The sequence below is a fragment of the Arthrobacter sp. TmtSoilC51 genome, assembly GCF_055388015.1.
In genome coordinates this window covers 2,432,924-2,449,782 of record NZ_AP035877.1, presented here as the reverse complement: position 1 = coordinate 2,449,782, position 16,859 = coordinate 2,432,924, and the positions used below count along the sequence as shown (strand labels likewise).

15 protein-coding genes and 1 pseudogene are annotated in these 16,859 nt (G+C 61.8%); 11 read left to right on the top strand and 5 right to left on the bottom strand.

Annotated elements, in window-relative coordinates:
- Positions 1-17 precede the first annotated feature (17 nt).
- Positions 18-1,016, bottom strand: a complete 999-nt coding sequence (locus tag ACZ5G6_RS11180) for a LacI family DNA-binding transcriptional regulator (RefSeq protein WP_498691575.1) — start codon at positions 1,014-1,016, stop codon at positions 18-20.
- 177 nt (positions 1,017-1,193) lie between these two features.
- On the opposite strand from ACZ5G6_RS11180, the gene ACZ5G6_RS11175 reads away from it, so the two are divergent.
- From ACZ5G6_RS11175 to ACZ5G6_RS11160, 4 genes are all read left to right on the top strand, one after another.
- Positions 1,194-2,297 carry a substrate-binding domain-containing protein gene (locus ACZ5G6_RS11175; RefSeq protein WP_223935676.1) on the top strand — a complete coding sequence of 368 codons (1,104 nt, stop codon included), beginning with the start codon at positions 1,194-1,196 and terminating at the stop codon, positions 2,295-2,297.
- Between the two features lie 18 nt (positions 2,298-2,315).
- Positions 2,316-3,362: an ABC transporter permease gene (locus ACZ5G6_RS11170; RefSeq protein ID WP_223935675.1), complete on the top strand. Its 1,047-nt coding sequence runs from the start codon at positions 2,316-2,318 to the stop codon at positions 3,360-3,362.
- Positions 3,359-4,153, top strand: a complete 795-nt coding sequence (locus tag ACZ5G6_RS11165; protein ID WP_223935674.1) for an ATP-binding cassette domain-containing protein — start codon at positions 3,359-3,361, stop codon at positions 4,151-4,153. Before ACZ5G6_RS11170 ends, ACZ5G6_RS11165 begins: the two co-directional genes overlap by 4 nt.
- A 118-nt stretch (positions 4,154-4,271) precedes the next feature.
- Positions 4,272-5,228: a carbohydrate kinase family protein gene (locus ACZ5G6_RS11160; protein WP_498691573.1), complete on the top strand. Its 957-nt coding sequence runs from the start codon at positions 4,272-4,274 to the stop codon at positions 5,226-5,228.
- Between the two features lie 1,276 nt (positions 5,229-6,504).
- Here ACZ5G6_RS11160 and ACZ5G6_RS11155 read toward each other — a convergent pair.
- Together ACZ5G6_RS11155 and ACZ5G6_RS11150 are read right to left on the bottom strand one after the other, a co-directional pair.
- Complete coding sequence (locus ACZ5G6_RS11155; protein WP_498691572.1) at positions 6,505-6,789, bottom strand: hypothetical protein; 285 nt, start codon at positions 6,787-6,789, stop codon at positions 6,505-6,507.
- 200 nt (positions 6,790-6,989) lie between these two features.
- A complete protein-coding gene (locus tag ACZ5G6_RS11150; RefSeq protein WP_223937430.1) occupies positions 6,990-7,931 on the bottom strand; it encodes a LysR family transcriptional regulator in 942 nt (313 codons plus the stop codon).
- A gap of 120 nt (positions 7,932-8,051) precedes the next feature.
- On the opposite strand from ACZ5G6_RS11150, the gene ACZ5G6_RS11145 reads away from it, so the two are divergent.
- The 4 genes and pseudogenes from ACZ5G6_RS11145 to ACZ5G6_RS11130 form a co-directional block, all read left to right on the top strand.
- Positions 8,052-9,044 (top strand): DUF1852 domain-containing protein, encoded by a 993-nt coding sequence (locus ACZ5G6_RS11145; protein WP_498691835.1) that lies wholly within the window; start codon positions 8,052-8,054, stop codon positions 9,042-9,044.
- A gap of 20 nt (positions 9,045-9,064) precedes the next feature.
- Positions 9,065-10,111, top strand: a complete 1,047-nt coding sequence (locus ACZ5G6_RS11140; RefSeq protein WP_498691570.1) for a methionine synthase — start codon at positions 9,065-9,067, stop codon at positions 10,109-10,111.
- Positions 10,112-10,113: 2 nt separating this feature from the next.
- Positions 10,114-10,686, top strand: coding sequence for a flavin reductase family protein (locus ACZ5G6_RS11135; protein WP_223937428.1), 573 nt, complete (start codon positions 10,114-10,116; stop codon positions 10,684-10,686).
- Positions 10,687-11,848: 1,162 nt separating this feature from the next.
- Positions 11,849-11,947: pseudogene (locus tag ACZ5G6_RS11130) on the top strand (maleylpyruvate isomerase); the annotation flags it as partial.
- Between the two features lie 432 nt (positions 11,948-12,379).
- Here ACZ5G6_RS11130 and ACZ5G6_RS11125 read toward each other — a convergent pair.
- Together ACZ5G6_RS11125 and ACZ5G6_RS11120 are read right to left on the bottom strand one after the other, a co-directional pair.
- Positions 12,380-13,198: a carbon-nitrogen hydrolase family protein gene (locus ACZ5G6_RS11125; protein WP_498691566.1), complete on the bottom strand. Its 819-nt coding sequence runs from the start codon at positions 13,196-13,198 to the stop codon at positions 12,380-12,382.
- A gap of 58 nt (positions 13,199-13,256) precedes the next feature.
- Positions 13,257-14,576, bottom strand: coding sequence for an MFS transporter (locus tag ACZ5G6_RS11120; RefSeq protein WP_498691561.1), 1,320 nt, complete (start codon positions 14,574-14,576; stop codon positions 13,257-13,259).
- Between the two features lie 198 nt (positions 14,577-14,774).
- Here ACZ5G6_RS11120 and ACZ5G6_RS11115 point away from each other — a divergent pair, with 198 nt between their 5' ends.
- The 3 genes from ACZ5G6_RS11115 to ACZ5G6_RS11105 all read left to right on the top strand — a co-directional run bounded on the left by ACZ5G6_RS11115 (position 14,775) and on the right by ACZ5G6_RS11105 (position 16,859).
- Positions 14,775-15,458: a DUF2848 domain-containing protein gene (locus tag ACZ5G6_RS11115; protein ID WP_498691559.1), complete on the top strand. Its 684-nt coding sequence runs from the start codon at positions 14,775-14,777 to the stop codon at positions 15,456-15,458.
- Positions 15,459-15,559: 101 nt separating this feature from the next.
- Entirely contained in the window at positions 15,560-16,201 is a 642-nt protein-coding gene (locus ACZ5G6_RS11110) for a GntR family transcriptional regulator (protein ID WP_131134350.1), read from the top strand.
- 16 nt (positions 16,202-16,217) lie between these two features.
- On the top strand, positions 16,218-16,859 hold the full coding sequence (locus ACZ5G6_RS11105) for a GntR family transcriptional regulator (RefSeq protein ID WP_498691556.1): 642 nt from the start codon (positions 16,218-16,220) through the stop codon (positions 16,857-16,859).

Here is a 16,859-nt window from a genome sequence, read left to right as displayed (position 1 = left end):
AGTGGGATTGCTTTTGGTTAGTTCGGGGGCAGTATCTCGCCGGAGCCCCTGGGGATGAGTTCTGTTGGGACGATATAGGTTTGCGGTGCGCGGTTGTCACCGTCGATCCTTGCAAGGATCCTCTCGGCAGCGAGCTTTCCGATGCGTTCAGGGTGCTGGGCAATCACGGTGACTCCGGGCTCCATCATGTCGGCCAGGGTGAAGTCGTCAAATCCGACCAAGGCAACTTTATGGTGCAACCCGAGGGATTTCAGTGCCCGCATGGCACCGAATGTCACCAGGTTCTGACTGGAGAAGATCGCCGTTGGAGGGTTCTCCGAAGTGAGCAGTTCGTGTGCAGCCCGGAGGGCAGTTTCCTCGTCGTGGAGATTCTCGCGGACCGCAACCGTGGAGGTCGCGATGCCGGACCTGCCGATCTCGTCCAGGAAACCTGTGCGCCGTTTCACGGCAGTCTGGATATCGGTCCGGTCCCCAAGGTAGGCCAGTTTGGTGTGGCCATGCTTGATGAGATGCGCGGCTGCCGCCGCGGCGCCCACCTCGTTGTCCGTGACTACCGCATCTGCCTCGACCCCCACGGGCTCGCGGTCGATGAACACCAAGGGCATGTCCCGTGAGTGTTCCGGGATCATGTACGCCTGGCTCTTGGCGATCGTGGTCAGCACAAGTCCATCAACCCGGCGCCCCAGGAAAGCCGAGATCAGCTTCCTTTCGCGGTCCGGATCGTCATCCAGGCTTGAAGCGAAGACGGCGATTCCCCGCACAGCCAAAGCGTCTTCCATCGCGCGGTGGATCTCGCCGCTGAAGGGGTTGGACACACTCGGAAGCAACAATCCTATGGATTGGGTCTTGCGGCCGGAGCGTTTCAGGCTGCCGGCTGTGATGTCCAGGTGGTACTGCAGTTGTTCCGTTGCCCGGAGGACCTTTTGCCGTGTTTCCTCCGAAACGCCGGGTTCGTCGTTCACCACTCTTGAGACCGTCTTGATGCCCACCCCGGCAAGGTCTGCGACATTTTTCATGGTGGGGGGCTTGCGCACAGAATCGGGTTGGTAACGATTAGACATCGTTGTCAACGAACTACTCCTCAACTTCAATTAACACTTGACTGCACCGTGTGAGATTGGTTACATGTTACCTGACAACGTTGTCATGGGGGAATCACTCGCCATGAGCAGCCACAAAAAACAGGAGTTTCAATGTTGAGTTCCAAATCGGCCAAGACCCGCCTTCTTGCCGCTGGTGCAGTCCTGACCCTGGGCGCACTAAGCCTCACAGCATGCGGCGGCGGTTCCACGCCCTCGTCCAGCGGAAACACCAATGAAAAGATCGGCGTTTCGCTGATCGTGAAGACCACGTCCAACCCGTTCTTTGTGTCGATGCAGGATGGCGCCAAGAAGGCTGCCGCGGCGGACGGCGTTGATCTCAAGCTTGCCGCAGGCAAGGCCGACGGCGACGAAGACACCCAGATCCAGGCCATTGAAAACGCGATCTCCAAGGGCGACAAGGGAATTCTCATCACGCCCAACGGTCCGTCGGTAGTGGATGCCTTGAAGAAGGCCAAGGACGCCGGCTTGTTCGTGATCGCCCTGGATACCCCGCCGGACCCCGCCGATGCCGCTGACATCACGTTTGCTACGGACAACTTTGCCGCCGGTGAGCTGATCGGCAAGTGGACCGCCCAGCAGCTGGCGGGCAAGAAGGCTGTGATCGCACTTGTGGACCTCTTCGATGACAAGGTTGTGTCCGTTGACTATAACCGTGACCAGGGCTTCCTGACTGGACTGGGCATCGACACTGCCGATAAGAAGAAGAACGGCGACGAAGCCAAGACGGGCAAGTACACCGGCGGCAAGGGCGGCGAGTACGAAATCGTCGGCAGCCAGGCTTCCCAAGGCGCCGAAGACGGCGGACGTACCGCCATGGAAACCCTGCTGGCCAAGAACCCCAACATCAACGTCGTCTACACGATCAACGAGCCTGCCGCTGCCGGTGCCTTCGAAGCACTGAAATCCGCGGGCAAGGAAAAAGACGCCCTGATCGTCTCCGTTGATGGCGGCTGCTCAGGCGTGAACAACGTCAAGTCCGGCGTGATCGGCGCCACGGCACAGCAGTACCCGGTGAAGATGGCCGAGCTTGGAGTCAAGGCCATTGTTGACCTGGCAAAGACCGGCAAGAAGCCTGCCAACTCCGAGGGCCTGGACTTCTTCAACACCGGTGTCGAGCTCGTCACGGACAAGCCCGTCGACGGCGTGAAGAGCATCACCACCACTGAGGCGTCCCAGATCTGCTGGGGCAAGTAAGTTCAGGAGCAACCTAAAGTGACCCAGCAACAAACCGCCGGCCCCCCGAGCGCCGGGCACGCTGACCTGGCCGAGGAATTCCTCGACCGCCAAACACCCCTCAGCAGAATCCGCAACGTTCTCCACCGCTACCCCGCCCTCAGCCCGGCCATTGTCCTGCTGATCGCGGTGGTGGTCTTCGGACTCCTCAACGACCGCTTCCTGCGGGTGGAGAACCTCTCCCTGATCACCCAGCAGGTCGCCGTCGTCGGAACCCTGGCCATTGCCCAAACACTCATCATCCTGACCGCCGGAATCGACCTCTCCGTCGGCGCAGTCATGATCCTGTCCTCGATGGTGATCGCGCAGATGGCTGTCGGCAGTGGTGTCCCCGGCCCGCTGGCGCTCATCGCCGGTTTGATCGTGGGACTTGCGTCAGGTGCACTGAACGGTTTCCTCGTGACACGTTTCCGGCTCCCGCCGTTCATCGTCACGCTTGGAACCCTGAACATCTTCATCGCCCTGACCCTGCTCTACTCCGGCGGCAGCACCGTCCGCGGGTCCGCCATGCCCGGTGTGCTCACCTGGCTGGGAAGCACCTTCCCGATCGGGCCGGTCCGTATCTCCACCGGCGTCGTGATGATGCTCCTGCTCTACATCGCCGTCGCCTTCATCCTCGGCAAGACCGCCTGGGGACGGCACGTCTACGCCGTGGGCGATGACAAGGAAGCGGCCCGCCTGGCCGGCATTCCCGTCAACCGCGTCCTGATGAGTGTCTACCTTGCCGCAGGTGCAGTCCTTGCCGTTGGCGCATGGATCCAGATCGGCCGTACCAACGCCGCAAGCCCCAACGCCGGCGTCGACCTGAACCTGGACTCCATCACCGCCGTCGTGATTGGCGGAACCAGCCTCTTCGGTGGCCGCGGCTCCATCTGGGGTTCCTTGCTCGGAGCGCTGATCGTCGGTGTCTTCCGCAACGGACTCTCCCTGGCCGGCCTGGACGTCCTCTACCAGACCCTCGCGGTGGGCATCCTGATCATCATTGCCGTGTCCGTCGATCAGTGGATCCGAAAGGTCAAGTCATGACCATGACTGAATTTGCAGCCTCACAGACAGAGACCCGCGAGCCCATCCTTAAAGCCAGGAACCTCGTGAAGACCTTCGGCCGGGTGGTTGGCCTCGACGGCGTCAACCTTGACCTCTACCCCGGCGAAGTCCTGGCCATCATCGGCGATAACGGTGCCGGTAAGTCCACGCTCATCAAATGCCTCACCGGCGCCGAAGTTCCCGACACAGGAGAACTCTACGTCTCCGGCCAGCAGGTGCACTTCAAACGGCCACAGGACGCCCGGGTCCACGGCATCGAAACGGTTTACCAAAACCTGGCCGTCTCACCGGCCCTCGATGTCGCGTCCAACCTGTTCCTCGGCCGTGAAGAGCGTCTCCCCGGGCCCCTGGGGAGCCTGTTCCGGATCCTCGACACCAAAGGCATGCGCAAGAAGGCCAAGGAAGAGCTGACCCGGCTGGGCATCTCCACCCTTCAGGACGTCACCGTACCGGTGGAGAACCTTTCCGGCGGCCAGCGCCAAGCCGTCGCCGTCGCCCGCGCCGCAGCATTCGGATCCAAGGTGGTTGTCCTTGACGAACCGACAGCTGCACTGGGCGTTCGTGAATCGAACCAGGTGCTGCAGCTGGTCCGGGACCTTCGTGATCGCGGCCTGCCTGTCATCCTGATCAGCCACAACATGCCCCACGTGTTCGACGTCGCAGACCGCATCCACATCCAGCGCCTGGGCAAATGCGCGGCCACCATCACCCCGCAATCCCACACCATGACCGACGCCGTCGCCATCATGACAGGTGCGGCCAAAGCCTGACGGCCGCACCGCACCTTCCGTGCCAAACGGAACCCCCTTCTCCGTCCGCGGACCTGCCCACAGGTCCGCGGACGGATCCACACCCGGACCTCCAGCCGGTACCGACGAAAGAACCGAGATGCACAAGCCTCCCCCCGGCACCTCCGCCCACGACCAGCTGGATGTTGTTGTTATCGGCGAAGCCCTGATCGACATCGTTAACACGCCCGAAGGAACCATCAGCTACCCAGGAGGATCCCCGGCGAACGTGGCCTATGGCCTTGGCCGGCTCGGCGTATCCACGGGGTTGCTCACGGCAATCGGCGAAGACGACCACGGTACCGCCATCACCAACCACCTCCAGAGCGCAGGCGTCCGGCTTCTACCGGGATCAACATCCCTCGAACACACAGCCACCGCAACTGCCACCCTGGCCGCAGACGGCTCGGCCAACTACGAGTTCGACATCGCCTGGGAACTTGCACCGGTAGCGCCGGCCATGATCCCGAAAGTCCTGCACACCGGATCCATCGCCACATTCCTCGCCCCGGGAGCCTCCACCGTACGCTCCCTTCTCGAGCAAAGCCACAAGTCATGCCTGGTCACCTACGACCCCAACATCCGCCCCGCCCTCCTTGGCAGCCATGCCGAAGCAAAGAGCATCTTCGAGGACCTGCTCCCGCTCACCGACGTCGTCAAACTCAGCGACGAAGATGCCCACTGGCTCTACCCGACGGCGTCTCCGGACGAGGTCACGTCCCACCTGCTTGCGCGGGGGACGCGGCTGGCGGTCATCACCATGGGCGCAGACGGCGCCCTCCTCGCCACGCAAAGCGCGAAGCTAAGCATCCCCTCCGTGAAAACCGAGGTTGCTGACACCATCGGCGCCGGCGACTCCTATATGTCCGCCCTCATCTTCGGCCTTTTGGCAGAGGGCGAAGAAGGATTTGCCCCGGAAACATTGGGAACCATCGGAAGAACTGCCTCCATGGCCGCAGCAATCACGGTCAGCCGCTCCGGCGCCAACCCACCCACCTCCGACGAACTTCAAACGCGGCTAAGCGAGCTCCAACAGCAGCCTTTCGCCGCCGTATAGTCTCTTCCAGCCTGCTCGGTAGCCACGCCAACCCACCTTGGCGAAAAACGACGAAATCCGGTCCGTTCCGCGCCCTCACCTCCGATGGGCGTGCGCGAACATATGGGTCCTTATCAGTAAACCGGTCGGCTTCCGCATGCTCAGCCGACAATCGCGTGGGCAGTAGCGTTCCGGCGGCCGAGCTACGGCCTATAAATCTGTGGGGAGACCACTCGCCTTTTCATTCGTGTCGTCGCGTCGATGGCGCGCACGAAACCAACCCGAAGCACTCGGTCGGCAGTAGCCAATAAACTCTCGCCCCGAAATAGCCCTGGCCATGGAGAGCTTGCGCGTCACCGTCATGTCGCAATGGCCACCCCCATGCAATGAAGGGGCAGATGCAGCCAAGGAGGGACAAGCCAATGATGGGCAATAGTCGCAATAAAGCAGACTTAAGTGTGCACACTGTACACACCCCTTGTGGCCTGACAAAGCAAGTATTCGGCGCCGTGACATGCCGGAAATCTCATGGCTGAAACCGACGAGACGGAAATCTGTGGAAGTCATGTCGTACCTAATCCCCTAGCCCATGAACAGGTGTAGGCCGCTCCAGACCAACCGGGCAGAACCGAAAGAAGGAACTCGAATGACCCCAGCTCAGAGCCAGCGGAGCGCCCACCAGTCTGGGCGCTGACCCCGCTCCCCCATCCAAACTGAACAGGCCGCGCCCGGCGGCCAGGCACCCTCCGGGAAGATGACGCAGAGGCACTTGTCAAGCTTTGTACACACGTTAAAGCAAAAACCCCCTCTGACGAGGGGGTATGCCGTGCCCGAGGTGGGACTCGAACGGGCTTCCAGGCCTTGGAAACAGTGGGAAATGGCGGAAACCTGCGGAACCCGGGGCAATCCGGCCGATGTACGGGCCAGTCCAAGGTGGAAGGCGTGGACATTGTCCACACTTCTCGTGGGCGCGGTGTACCACCGATAACGAGGGCCCGAGCTTCCCTTGCGCACTGATTAACAGCGACCGGGAACCAACCGCTGCCGCCAATGCCTGCGGGGTGGTACCTCTCAGTCCTTATAAATCCCCCGAGCCAAGATGACGCCGCCGCGCTCTCCAAGGCAGGACTTCCCAGCGGCCGGCAGAACACTCCAAATCCGACCAACCTATCCCAGCCAGAACTATGAATATCCCACACAGGAGCTGAACCTCCTTCATTTACTACATGGCGGAGACGACACCGAGCATCATGACAAGGCCTTCCGGCCTGGCCGACGACAGAAGGCTGGTTATCGGTTATTCGAGTCGGGCCGCCCGAATGTCTCCGGCGGGTAACGGCTCGTCCCTGCAGGGTTTCAGCCCGACAGACCCGCTGGTTTGTTTAGCCTTCCAGCGGCCTGCTGCCGCCGAGCATGCCGGTTGTAGTTTGCCATTGTTGTACTTGTGGTACTGCTGGGCGCGTGAGACCACTGCGACTTCATGGCTGAGACGAAGCCTGGCGCCGGCGTTTGCCTGGAGGAATTTCATGGCGGCCATGAAGGTGGCGACGTGGGTCGGATGCCATTCCGCGCATCTCTCCATGTCCTCCAGGCTATGCCAGAAGCGTATCCCTTGTGGCCGGCCATCGGGAGGATGACCCCCTCGACGGCGGCCGCAGCGTCGCGACTGGATCCAGAAAGAACCGCTACATTGCGAGGGTGACGCATGGGTGTTTACCAAGCCACTCCAGAGCGCCCCAGACCTACCTGTTCCTTCGGAAAGACCCGCCCGCTCAACTGCAGTCAGTCGATCAGCGCTACGCCGAACTCGGCGACAACGGCCCGCAATTCCTTGAGGTAGCGCTGCGCTTGGTCGGTGAGCGGAATCGCTGCGTGGCCGATCCAGCCGATCTCGATGCGTTCGTCAACGTCCAGCGGGATGGCGACGATCTCCGGGTCGAGCTGCCCGCTGATGATGCCCGTTGAGATCGTGTAGCCGTGGAGCCCGATCATGAGGTTGAAGATCGTGGCACGGTCAGAGACCCGGATCTCCTGCTTGCTGGACAAGGTGGAGAGAATCTCCTCGGCGAAGTAGAAGGAGTTGTTCGCACCTTGATCGAAGGTTAGCCGCGGCATCCCGGCGAGATCGGCGAGAGTCGCGCGCTCTTTTGAGGCGAGCGGGTTGTTGCGAGAAATGAAAATGTGCGGATCGGCGAGGAAAAGCGGAGTGAACGCGAGCCCGGAATCCCGGAGCAGCTTGTCGATGACCTTCCGGTTGAAATCGTTCCGGTAGAGGATGCCTATCTCGCTGCGAAGCGTACGGACATCCTCGATGATGTCCCAGGTGCGGGACTCACGCAGCGAGAACTCGTATTCGGCCACGTCAGTGGTCTTGACCATACGGACGAAGGCGTCCACCGCGAACGAGTAGTGCTGCGTCGATACCCCGAGCAGACGTCGCGTCGGTGGCGTACCCAGGTAGCGCTGCTCGAGGAGAGCGAACTGCTCGACAACCTGCCTCGCATAGCCGAGGAACTCTACGCCGTCGGCGGTGAGGGTGACCCCGCGGGCGGAGCGAACCAGAAGCGCACGGCCCACCCTGGCCTCAAGGTCCTTCATCGCTGCGGACATGGTGGGCTGCGCGACGTAGAGAAGATCGGCAGCTGCCGAGATCGACCCCTCAGCTGCAACTTCTATGAAGTAGCGGAGCTGCTGCAGCGTGAGTCCGCTCGAAATCTGGGGCATAGGAAAAGTCTATATGAATGCATAGTAATGCCTAGTTACCCGATACCCGCAGAAAGGTTGCACCATGAATACATGACCTTCGGAAAGGCCGTCTCCGGCCCATCAACGGATTGGCAGCACATGGCAGACGACTTCACCTTCAGTATCACCACCACCCCCTTCGACGAGGACTACTCCCCGTCCGAGGGATCGCGGATCACAACGAACTTCGCCAACCTGGCACGGGGCGAGCACCGCCAGGAGAACCTCCGCAACGCCTTGACCATGATTCGGCGCCGCTTCAACGATCTCGCAAGCTGGGACAACCCGGACCGGGACCGTTACACGCTCGAGCTTGAGATCGTTTCCGTGCAGATTGAGTTCACTGCGGAAGGTACGGATCAGCAGTTCCCGCTGTTCGAGGTTCTCGACATCCAGATCGTCGACCAGCTGAACGGGGTCCGCCACCAAGGGATCGTGGGGAACAACTTCTCCTCCTACGTCCGTGACTTCGACTTCAGCGTCGTACTCCCAGCGGCAGCAGCGGAGTCAGGCAAGCCCACCGTTCCCGAGGACTTCGGCGATCTTCACGGCAAACTGTTCCAGCAATTCCTCGATTCCCCGGCATGCCAGGAACGCTTCCCGCAGCCGCCAGTGGTGTGCATCAGCGTCTCAACGAGCAAGACGTACAGGCGAACGGAGAACCGTCACCCAGTCCTGGGCGTCGAGTACCAGCAGGACGAGTTCTCGCTGACGGACGCGTACTTCGCAAAGATGGGGCTGCAGGTTCGCTACTTCATGCCACGCGGCAGCGTTGCGCCGCTCGCCTTCTACTTCCGCGGCGACCTGCTCAACGACTACTCCAACCTGCAGCTCATCGGCACGATCAGCACCATGGAGACGTTCCAGAAGATCTACCGCCCGGAGATTTACAACGCGAACTCCGCCGCCGCCGTCGTCTATCAGCCGAGCCTGGGAGAGCAGGATTACTCTCGAACCCAGATCGCTTACGACCGCGTCGAGCGCAGTCAGCTCGCGATCACTCAGGCGAAGTACACGGAGGAACACTTCATCACGCCCCACAAGGATCTATTGGACCAGTGGACCGCCAAATACCCAGCTCTCGTCAACTGACCCACGGAGAATCGTCAATCATGAACACACTTTTGCCCACCACCGTTGTCGGAAGCCTGCCGAAACCATCGTGGCTCGCACAGCCGGAGACTCTGTGGTCCCCGTGGAAACTGGAGGGAGATGAGCTGCTCGAGGGCAAGCAGGATGCTCTGCGCATCGCCATCCACGAACAGACCCGACGCGGCATCGACATCGTCAGCGACGGCGAGCAAACCCGCCAGCACTTCGTCACCACCTTCATCGAGCATCTCAGCGGGGTCGACTTTGAACAGCGCAAGACCGTGCGCATCCGCGATCGCTACGACGCGAGCGTGCCGACCGTCGTCGGAGCGGTGCGCCGCGAGCGGCCGGTATTCGTCGAAGACGCTAAGTTCCTCCGCGCAACCACCGACCGGCCGATCAAATGGACTCTTCCCGGCCCAATGACCATGGTGGACACGCTCTTCGATGACCACTACAAGAGCCGCGAAAAGCTGGCCTGGGAGTTCGCCACGATCCTGAACCAGGAAGCGAAGGAACTAGAGGCGGCCGGCGTGGACATCATCCAGTTCGACGAGCCCGCGTTCAATGTCTTCCTCGATGAGGTCAAGGACTGGGGCGTGGCCGCGCTTGAGAGAGCGGCAGAGGGGCTGCGTGCGGAGACCGCCGTGCATATCTGCTACGGCTACGGGATCAAGGCGAACACTGACTGGAAGGCGACGCTCGGCTCACAGTGGCGGCAGTACGAGGAAACATTCCCGCTGCTTCAGAGCTCCAGCATCGACATCATCTCGCTGGAATCCCAGAACTCCCACGTGCCCATGGAGCTCATCGAACTCCTCCGCGGCAAGAAAGTCATGCTCGGGGCAATCGACGTCGCAAGCGAGATTATCGAGACCCCGGAAGACGTCGCCAACACCCTCCGCAAGGCCCTGCAATTCGTCGACGCGGACAAGCTCATCCCCAGCTCCAACTGCGGCATGGCACCGTTCCCCCGCGACGTCGCACTGGCCAAGCTGAGTGCTCTCAGCGCAGGGACGAACATCATTCGCGAAGAACTCGCCCGCTCTGCAACCACGGTGTCATAACCATGTTTCACGCTTACCCCCCAGACACCTGGCTCGAGGCTCCCAAGCCAGGCTTCCCGTCCTCCCTCTCGGCCGACGACTTCAAAGCACTGTTCCGTGGCCACCCGGGAGGTGTCGCCGTCATCACGGCGGATGCCGGCGAAGGACCGGTGGCCCTGACGGTATCATCGGTCGTGTCAGTGAGCGCGGAACCTCCGTTGCTGATTTTCTCGGTCTCGGCACTGTCCTCTGCCTCCGATGTGCTTTCACGCGCCGAAACCGTCGTCGTGCACCTGCTGGACGCACACGACGTCGACTTGGCGAAGTTTGGAGCGACCCCCGGCGCCGACCGCTTTGACCAGACGCACCGCTGGTCGACCCTTGCAACCGGCGAAGCGGTTTATGACGATGTCCGCGCCTGGGTGCGCTGCGCCGTCATCAATCGCATGGAGGTGGGAACCTCCACAATCATCGCCGTTCACGCCCTGGAGTCCCGCGTGATGCGTGACGTCCAAGCGGGCGAACCCGGCGACGCTCTGGTTTACCACAACCGCTCATGGCACCGTCTGGGTGAGCATTCCAAGCATGAAGGCTGAGCGCCGCGCCAACAATGCGAGGCAGCAAGCCGAACGGCGCACGACGGCGGGAGCATAACTCCCGCCGTCGTCCTCGTTAACATCGGAGCATCCATCGACTTCCTGAAGTGCAACCCTGGTCTGCACACATGCGACGCTTCGGTTCGCCTTCGAGAAGCTCCCACCGGAAGCGTTTTAACGGCACCGTACTGGCGATCGATGAGTTCTAGGCTCAGACGTATGAGTACTTATCGGCGTCAAGAGTACCGGGTGGAAGAAGCGCGGGGACTGCGGTTCGCGGCGAATCGGACAATTACAATCAGCCGCGCTTTGCTAGTCCGTCGGCAGGAATATCCTGTCGAAGCAAGAACGTTCGCGCACGCTTACTCATCATGTAATTCGGGCTGGTAGGTGCCGGCGCTCCACTCCTTTCCCTTGGGGATCGAGCATTCGGCAGCGAACAGGGCGACTATTGAGATGAAAACCGACGATTCTCAAGTCCTTTGAGTAGTCGGCCAAGCAACCGGGTGGCGAGCCTTTCATTGTCGGGATGGCGTCCTAGCCACGCCACCATCGCCGGCAACGGACAGACATCATGAGCTCCAGACGTCGTGAGGGTCACAGCCACTCAAGGAGCCGTCCGCGAAGAACGGGACGCCCACCCGGCGCCAATAAGCTGTGGGAATCGACCGTTACGCCAGGCCGTGCCACGGCGGAGACGGCTGACTTCGGCAGCTTTCCCGTGCCAGGCATAGCCCGTGTGGGGCGGGGTCCATCTGCCCAAGCCCTGGATGTCATACAGAGCAGGCATCGGCGACAGTACGCTGGCCAGTCACCGCAAAGTGATGTGAATACGGGCAACCAGCCGCAACAAGGAGATGGAAACGGCGCGCACCCTACGTCTGCAGCTCCTCCGGGAGACAGCCCTACAGCATCCGCTGACAGACGACCGTTCTCCGCGTTAGCGATCACCAAGCTGCTGATTGGGCCGTAACCGCCAAACAGCTTCATCGACCGCGGATCCAGTTCCGGTATGCGTGGGCCTCATTCTGCACGCCTTCGCAACAGCAACCCGATAGTCGGGCGCAGGGCAAGGCCAACGCGAAGGAGGCAGGGCGGCGGAATGCCCCCTGCCTCCTCCACTCATCCCCGGCTAGAATGGCGCGACCTGCCCGACGCGAACTGGACCCACGAGGTCCGCACCGCCCAAGGTCGCACCGTCCCGGCGTCGGAAACTGTGTGGATGCGCACCCGCGAAGTATGGGTCCACGCCGTGGACCTGGACAACGGAGGAGCTCGGCAAAGCCGTCGGAGCGGCAACTCTGATGACCAGTGAAGCATGGCGTCTTCGGGATCTCCGTCGGGTCAACCACCTCTGAGCCCACAGGCTTCCAAGCCCCCAGGCGGGCATTGATGCGGTGCCGGACCGTCCAACCCCGGCGTACCTGGCGACCCGCCAACCATGGACTGGCCGGGGAGTCAGCCATCCGCCACGTCCAGAGCTGTATGTCTGACTCCCTCTGGCCGATAACAGCGCATATGACACGCACCAAAAGCGATTCGCGCGCTGGGCACTCATCGCTTGCCCAGTTGCAGGGCACTTCCGGGGTCCCACAACGAAGTCCACTTCGTGTCGATCCGAAGTTGGGCGGACCCCAACGCCCCAGCCGGCTTACTCGTCTGCCGGCGTGAGGCGTTGGGACCCATCAGCAACTCAGACGGCAACGCCCAACCGACGGTTCGCCAGAACCGGGATCACCTGGCGGGCTTTTTCCACGGCCGCGACGTCTACTGTGACATCCAGCTGACCGACCTTTTCGTCGAGTTCTTGCAGGACGACACCCATTGGGGAGACCACCAAGCTGTGGCCCACGCCGAAGCGGGGGCCCGCCGGTTCTTCAATGCCTGCCTTGGAAGCATCCGCCTGGTCGCAGGCGACAACCCAGGTGGTTGAGTCGATGGCCCGCGCCTGGTTGAGCAGGCGCCACGCGTCGATCTTGCCCTCCCCGGCGCCCCAGTGGGCGGTGACGATGATGACTTGGGCGCCACGGTCGGCCAGTTCGCGGAAGAGCTCCGGGAAGCGCACGTCGTAGCAGGTGGCTACGCCTACCGTGACGCCGTCCACCTCAAAGGTGAAGGGATCGCTTCCGGGTTCCACGTCGGCTGATTCAGAGAACCCGTAGGCGTCGTAAAGGTGGATCTTGTCGTATCCGGAGTGGATGTTTTCACCGGTAACGAGGATGGTGTTCCGGACGCGTCCATCAGCTGCTGGCTGGAAGGTTCCAACCAGGACAATGACGCCAAGGTCCTTTGCCAGTTGCTGTACAGCCGATGCCCATGGCCCGTCGATGGGTTCGGCGTGCGGCGCGGGCGCGGCGCCGAACCGGACCAGTGAAGCTTCGGGGAGCACAACGACGCGGGCGCCGGTTTCCGCGCCGCGGCGAACTGCGTCGAGGACGAGTTCAAGGTTTTGTGCTGGGTCGACGGTGGTGGCGAACTGCTGGACGGAGATGGACAGGCTTGCAGAAGACATGGGTGTTCCTTATCTGAATGGCGGTGGTGCGAAACAAGAGCAGAGTTAGCGGGTCAGGTCAGTAGATGGAGTGTCCAGCGACTTCGCGGGAATCCGGGTTCTTCGCGAGGCTCACGCCGACCAGGGTGATGACGGAAACGACGACGATGTAGAGGGCCAGGGGAAGCCAAGTGCCGTACGTCCCCAGCAGCCAAGTGAACAGGAGCGGTGCGATGGCGCCGCCGAACACGCCGCCGATGGTGTAAGCGAGGGAGCTGCCTGCGTACCGAAGCCGCGGACTGAACTGTTCGGAAACGAGTGCGGCCTGGGGTCCGTACATGAGGGAGTTGCAGAGCAGGCCAAAGATGACAGCCAGCACTATTCCAATGAAACCGATGCTCATCAGCGGGAAGAAGATGAATGGGAACGCGATCGAGCAACCTGCGCCGATGGCGGTAACTAGTCGGCGGTTCATCCGGTCGGAGAGGTGTCCGGCGGCCGGAACCATGAAGACCTGGAACGCGGAGCCAATCACGACAGCCAGGAGTGCCTGCCCAGGCTGGAGCCCGAACTGACGGGTGGCGTACGTGAGGATGAAGACGGTTGAAAGCGCGTACATCACGTCGGGCGCGATCCGGGACATCGTGGCCGCCAGCAAGGCCCGGCGTTCGGTCCGGAACACCTCAGCCAACGGTGATTTCGGGGTGAGGCCTTGTTCTTTGATGGCTTCGAAGACAGGGGTTTCTTCAATTTTGAACCGGATCACCAAGCCAACCACAACCAGCACTGCGGAGAACAGGAAGGCAACGCGCCATCCCCAGGACAGGAAGTCCTCCTTGGGTAGCAGCGCGAGGAGCGCCAAGGCGCCGTTGGCGAGCAAGTTGCCAAGGGGCGGGCCGATCTGGGCTGCTGAGCCGAACAGGCCCCGCTTCCCGGGATCTCCGTGTTCGCTTGAGATGAGGACCGCTCCTGCCCATTCACCGCCGACGCCTACTCCTTGGCATAGCCGGAGGAAAACAAGGGCGATAGGTGCGGCGACGCCGATGGTGTCATAGCCCGGCAGTAGACCTACCGCGAAGGTGGCGATTCCAATGAGGAGAAGGGTCCAGACGAGGACTTTCTTACGGCCGATGCGATCACCTAGTCGCCCGAAGAGGACGCCGCCCAGGGGCCTGGCGACATAGCCGACAGCGTAGGTGGCAAAAGCTGCCAGCGTGCCGGCGAGGGGGTCATCGGAGTGGAAGAAGACCTGGCCGAAAACCAGGGCCGAAGCTGCCGAGTAGATCGCGAAGTCGTACCACTCCAGGCTTGTCCCGGTCAGGGCGACAATGAAGCCCCTTTTGCCTTGGCCGGGCCTTGCCGGAGTTTTTTGTTGCGAAGTGGATATCTGTTCAGTCACGAGATGCCTCCTGAATAAGAGTGCCTTGAACGACAGAGCGCCGGAAGGGCGAATGTCCTGTCACAAGCTGCTTCTTTGCCGAATCCCACAAGTGTATGGGCTGCGTATACAGAAACGTATGGGCTGTGTATACTCACACTATACTGTGATGCAGATCGCAGCAATACCAAGCCAAATCAATTGTTTGAAGGAGTCCTCATGTCCTTGCAGTTCACTCTCCCCAGTGGTGAATCCCTAGATGTCGACGTAATCCACCTCCTGAACGGTGGATATGCAGGCCGCCACCAGGAACACGTCCGCGCCCATGTCGAGGAGCTCGCACTGCTGGGCGTCCCGGCCCCCACGGTCACCCCGACCATGTACCCGGTCTCGCCCTACCTGGCCCAGCAGGCGCGTGTCGTTCCGGTCCAGCACGGCAAGACTTCCGGCGAAGTGGAGTGGGCCATCGTCGTGGCCACGGATGGGCGGATTCTCCTGACCCTCGCGTGTGACCACACCGATCGCGAGCTTGAGGTCCACGGAATCGCCTGGTCCAAGAACGCTTCCCCGGACGTCCTGGCGAAGGACGCCTGGCTGCTCAGCGAGGTGGAGGACCACATAGATGACCTGACGCTGACCGCATGGGTTACCAACAACGGAGTCGAAGAGCAGATCCAGAAGGCCACGCTTGGCGACTTGCTCCCACCGGCGCACTGGGTCGGCGTACTCAAGGACCGGGATTTGCTCAACCCCGGGACAGTGCTTATTTCGGGCACCGTCAACATGGTGGAGGGCGTAAACCAGTTTGCCGATGGCTGGCGGGCGGAACTGACCGATCCCGTCCTGGGCCGGACCATCAGCCTCGCCTACGATGTAGTGCCGATGGCCACCCCGATCGGCTGACTTTCCGGTGTCGGCGGGGCGCGGCTCCACCTCGCGGCACGCGCCCCGCCGCCACCACAAACTGGTCCACCCCGACTGTATGCGGAGAGTATACTTTGACTATGCAGACGCCAAGCCAGTCCAATCGCGACAGAGTGTACGACTACATCCGCGACACCATCCTCCCGGACGGCGCCTACCACGGCAGCTTCCTCACCGAGGAACAGGTGGCCGAAAAAGTCGGAGGAACCTCCCGCACACCCGTCCGGGAGGCGTTTCTTCTCCTGGCCTCCGAAGGGCTACTGCAGCTGGTTCCACGCCACGGAGCGTTCATCCCGCCGGTCACCCGACAGGAGATCAGCGAGGCCCTTGAGTTCAGGACAGTATTGGAAACCAACGCCGCCGAAGTCGTGATGGAACGCGGCACCGCCCCACTCGACGCGATGAAGCTGGCGCTGAAGCACCAACTGGAAAGCTCCGACGCCGGCCACGAACGCGAGTTCGTTGACTGGGACAGCGAATTCCACATCGCCTTGGTCAGGGCCGTGGGCAACTCCCTCATGACCAAGTCGTACACGGACCTTCGCGCCCGACACATCCGCATTGGCATCCGGGCCCTCATGAACACCCCCGCCCGGCAAGCCGCCGTCATCGCAGAACACCAGGCAATCGTCGACGGGCTCGAATCCGGAGATCCCGAGCTGGCCAAGGCCGCACTTCGCAGCCACATTCGAACCACCGCATCAGGTCTCTCGGAAATCTGACCCACGAAAGGTTCCCATGGACCAGCCCTCCCCTGCCGGGCTCACAGCACCTGAAATTGCGTATCAATGGATCACCGCTTTCATTGCCGGTCTGCCCCGGGACGAGGAGACCTTCCTGAACGAGGCCACGCTGGCTAAGGCCACGGGCACTTCCCGAACACCGGTTCGGGAGGCCCTTCTACGACTTGAAGCCGAGGGATTCATCAGGCGCGTCCCCCACAAGGGCGCTTACGTTCCACCCATCACGGACCAAGAGGTCCGGGCTAACCTCCAGGCCCGCTCCGTGGTGGAACGCTGGGCCGTCGACACCCGAGGGCACTTCGATCAGGCCACCCTGGATGTTCTGCAGAGCCTCATCGACCAGCAGCGACTGGCCGCCTCCGATCCCGGCAGGTTCATTGAGCTGGATACGGAGTTTCACAACACCATCGTCAGGGCAGCCGGCAATCCAGTACTCTCGGATTTCTACGCGTCCTTGCGGCAGCGGCAGCTAAGAATCGGGATCCAGGCCATCAGCAGAGGCGGCAGCCGAACGGACGAGGTTCTGTCCGAGCACCAAGCCATCGTGAACAGCCTGGGCGGTGCAAGCCTGACCGCTACCTGCGCAGCCATCGACTCGCACCTGGAGGCTACCCGACGAGCAACCATCGGGTACTGA

Excerpts from the sequence above, each read along its gene's own strand:
- ACZ5G6_RS11155 (WP_498691572.1), bottom strand. The coding sequence starts at position 6,789 with ATGGAGAGATGCGCGGAATGGCATCCGACCCACGTCGCCACCTTCATG.
- ACZ5G6_RS11145 (WP_498691835.1), top strand. The coding sequence starts at position 8,052 with ATGGCAGACGACTTCACCTTCAGTATCACCACCACCCCCTTCGACGAG.
- ACZ5G6_RS11125 (WP_498691566.1), bottom strand. The coding sequence starts at position 13,198 with ATGTCTTCTGCAAGCCTGTCCATCTCCGTCCAGCAGTTCGCCACCACC.
- ACZ5G6_RS11110 (WP_131134350.1), top strand. The coding sequence starts at position 15,560 with ATGCAGACGCCAAGCCAGTCCAATCGCGACAGAGTGTACGACTACATC.
- ACZ5G6_RS11180 (WP_498691575.1), bottom strand. The coding sequence starts at position 1,016 with ATGAAAAATGTCGCAGACCTTGCCGGGGTGGGCATCAAGACGGTCTCA.
- ACZ5G6_RS11150 (WP_223937430.1), bottom strand. The coding sequence starts at position 7,931 with ATGCCCCAGATTTCGAGCGGACTCACGCTGCAGCAGCTCCGCTACTTC.
- ACZ5G6_RS11175 (WP_223935676.1), top strand. The coding sequence starts at position 1,194 with ATGTTGAGTTCCAAATCGGCCAAGACCCGCCTTCTTGCCGCTGGTGCA.
- ACZ5G6_RS11140 (WP_498691570.1), top strand. The coding sequence starts at position 9,065 with ATGAACACACTTTTGCCCACCACCGTTGTCGGAAGCCTGCCGAAACCA.
- ACZ5G6_RS11165 (WP_223935674.1), top strand. The coding sequence starts at position 3,359 with ATGACCATGACTGAATTTGCAGCCTCACAGACAGAGACCCGCGAGCCC.
- ACZ5G6_RS11160 (WP_498691573.1), top strand. The coding sequence starts at position 4,272 with ATGCACAAGCCTCCCCCCGGCACCTCCGCCCACGACCAGCTGGATGTT.
- ACZ5G6_RS11115 (WP_498691559.1), top strand. The coding sequence starts at position 14,775 with ATGTCCTTGCAGTTCACTCTCCCCAGTGGTGAATCCCTAGATGTCGAC.
- ACZ5G6_RS11135 (WP_223937428.1), top strand. The coding sequence starts at position 10,114 with ATGTTTCACGCTTACCCCCCAGACACCTGGCTCGAGGCTCCCAAGCCA.
- ACZ5G6_RS11105 (WP_498691556.1), top strand. The coding sequence starts at position 16,218 with ATGGACCAGCCCTCCCCTGCCGGGCTCACAGCACCTGAAATTGCGTAT.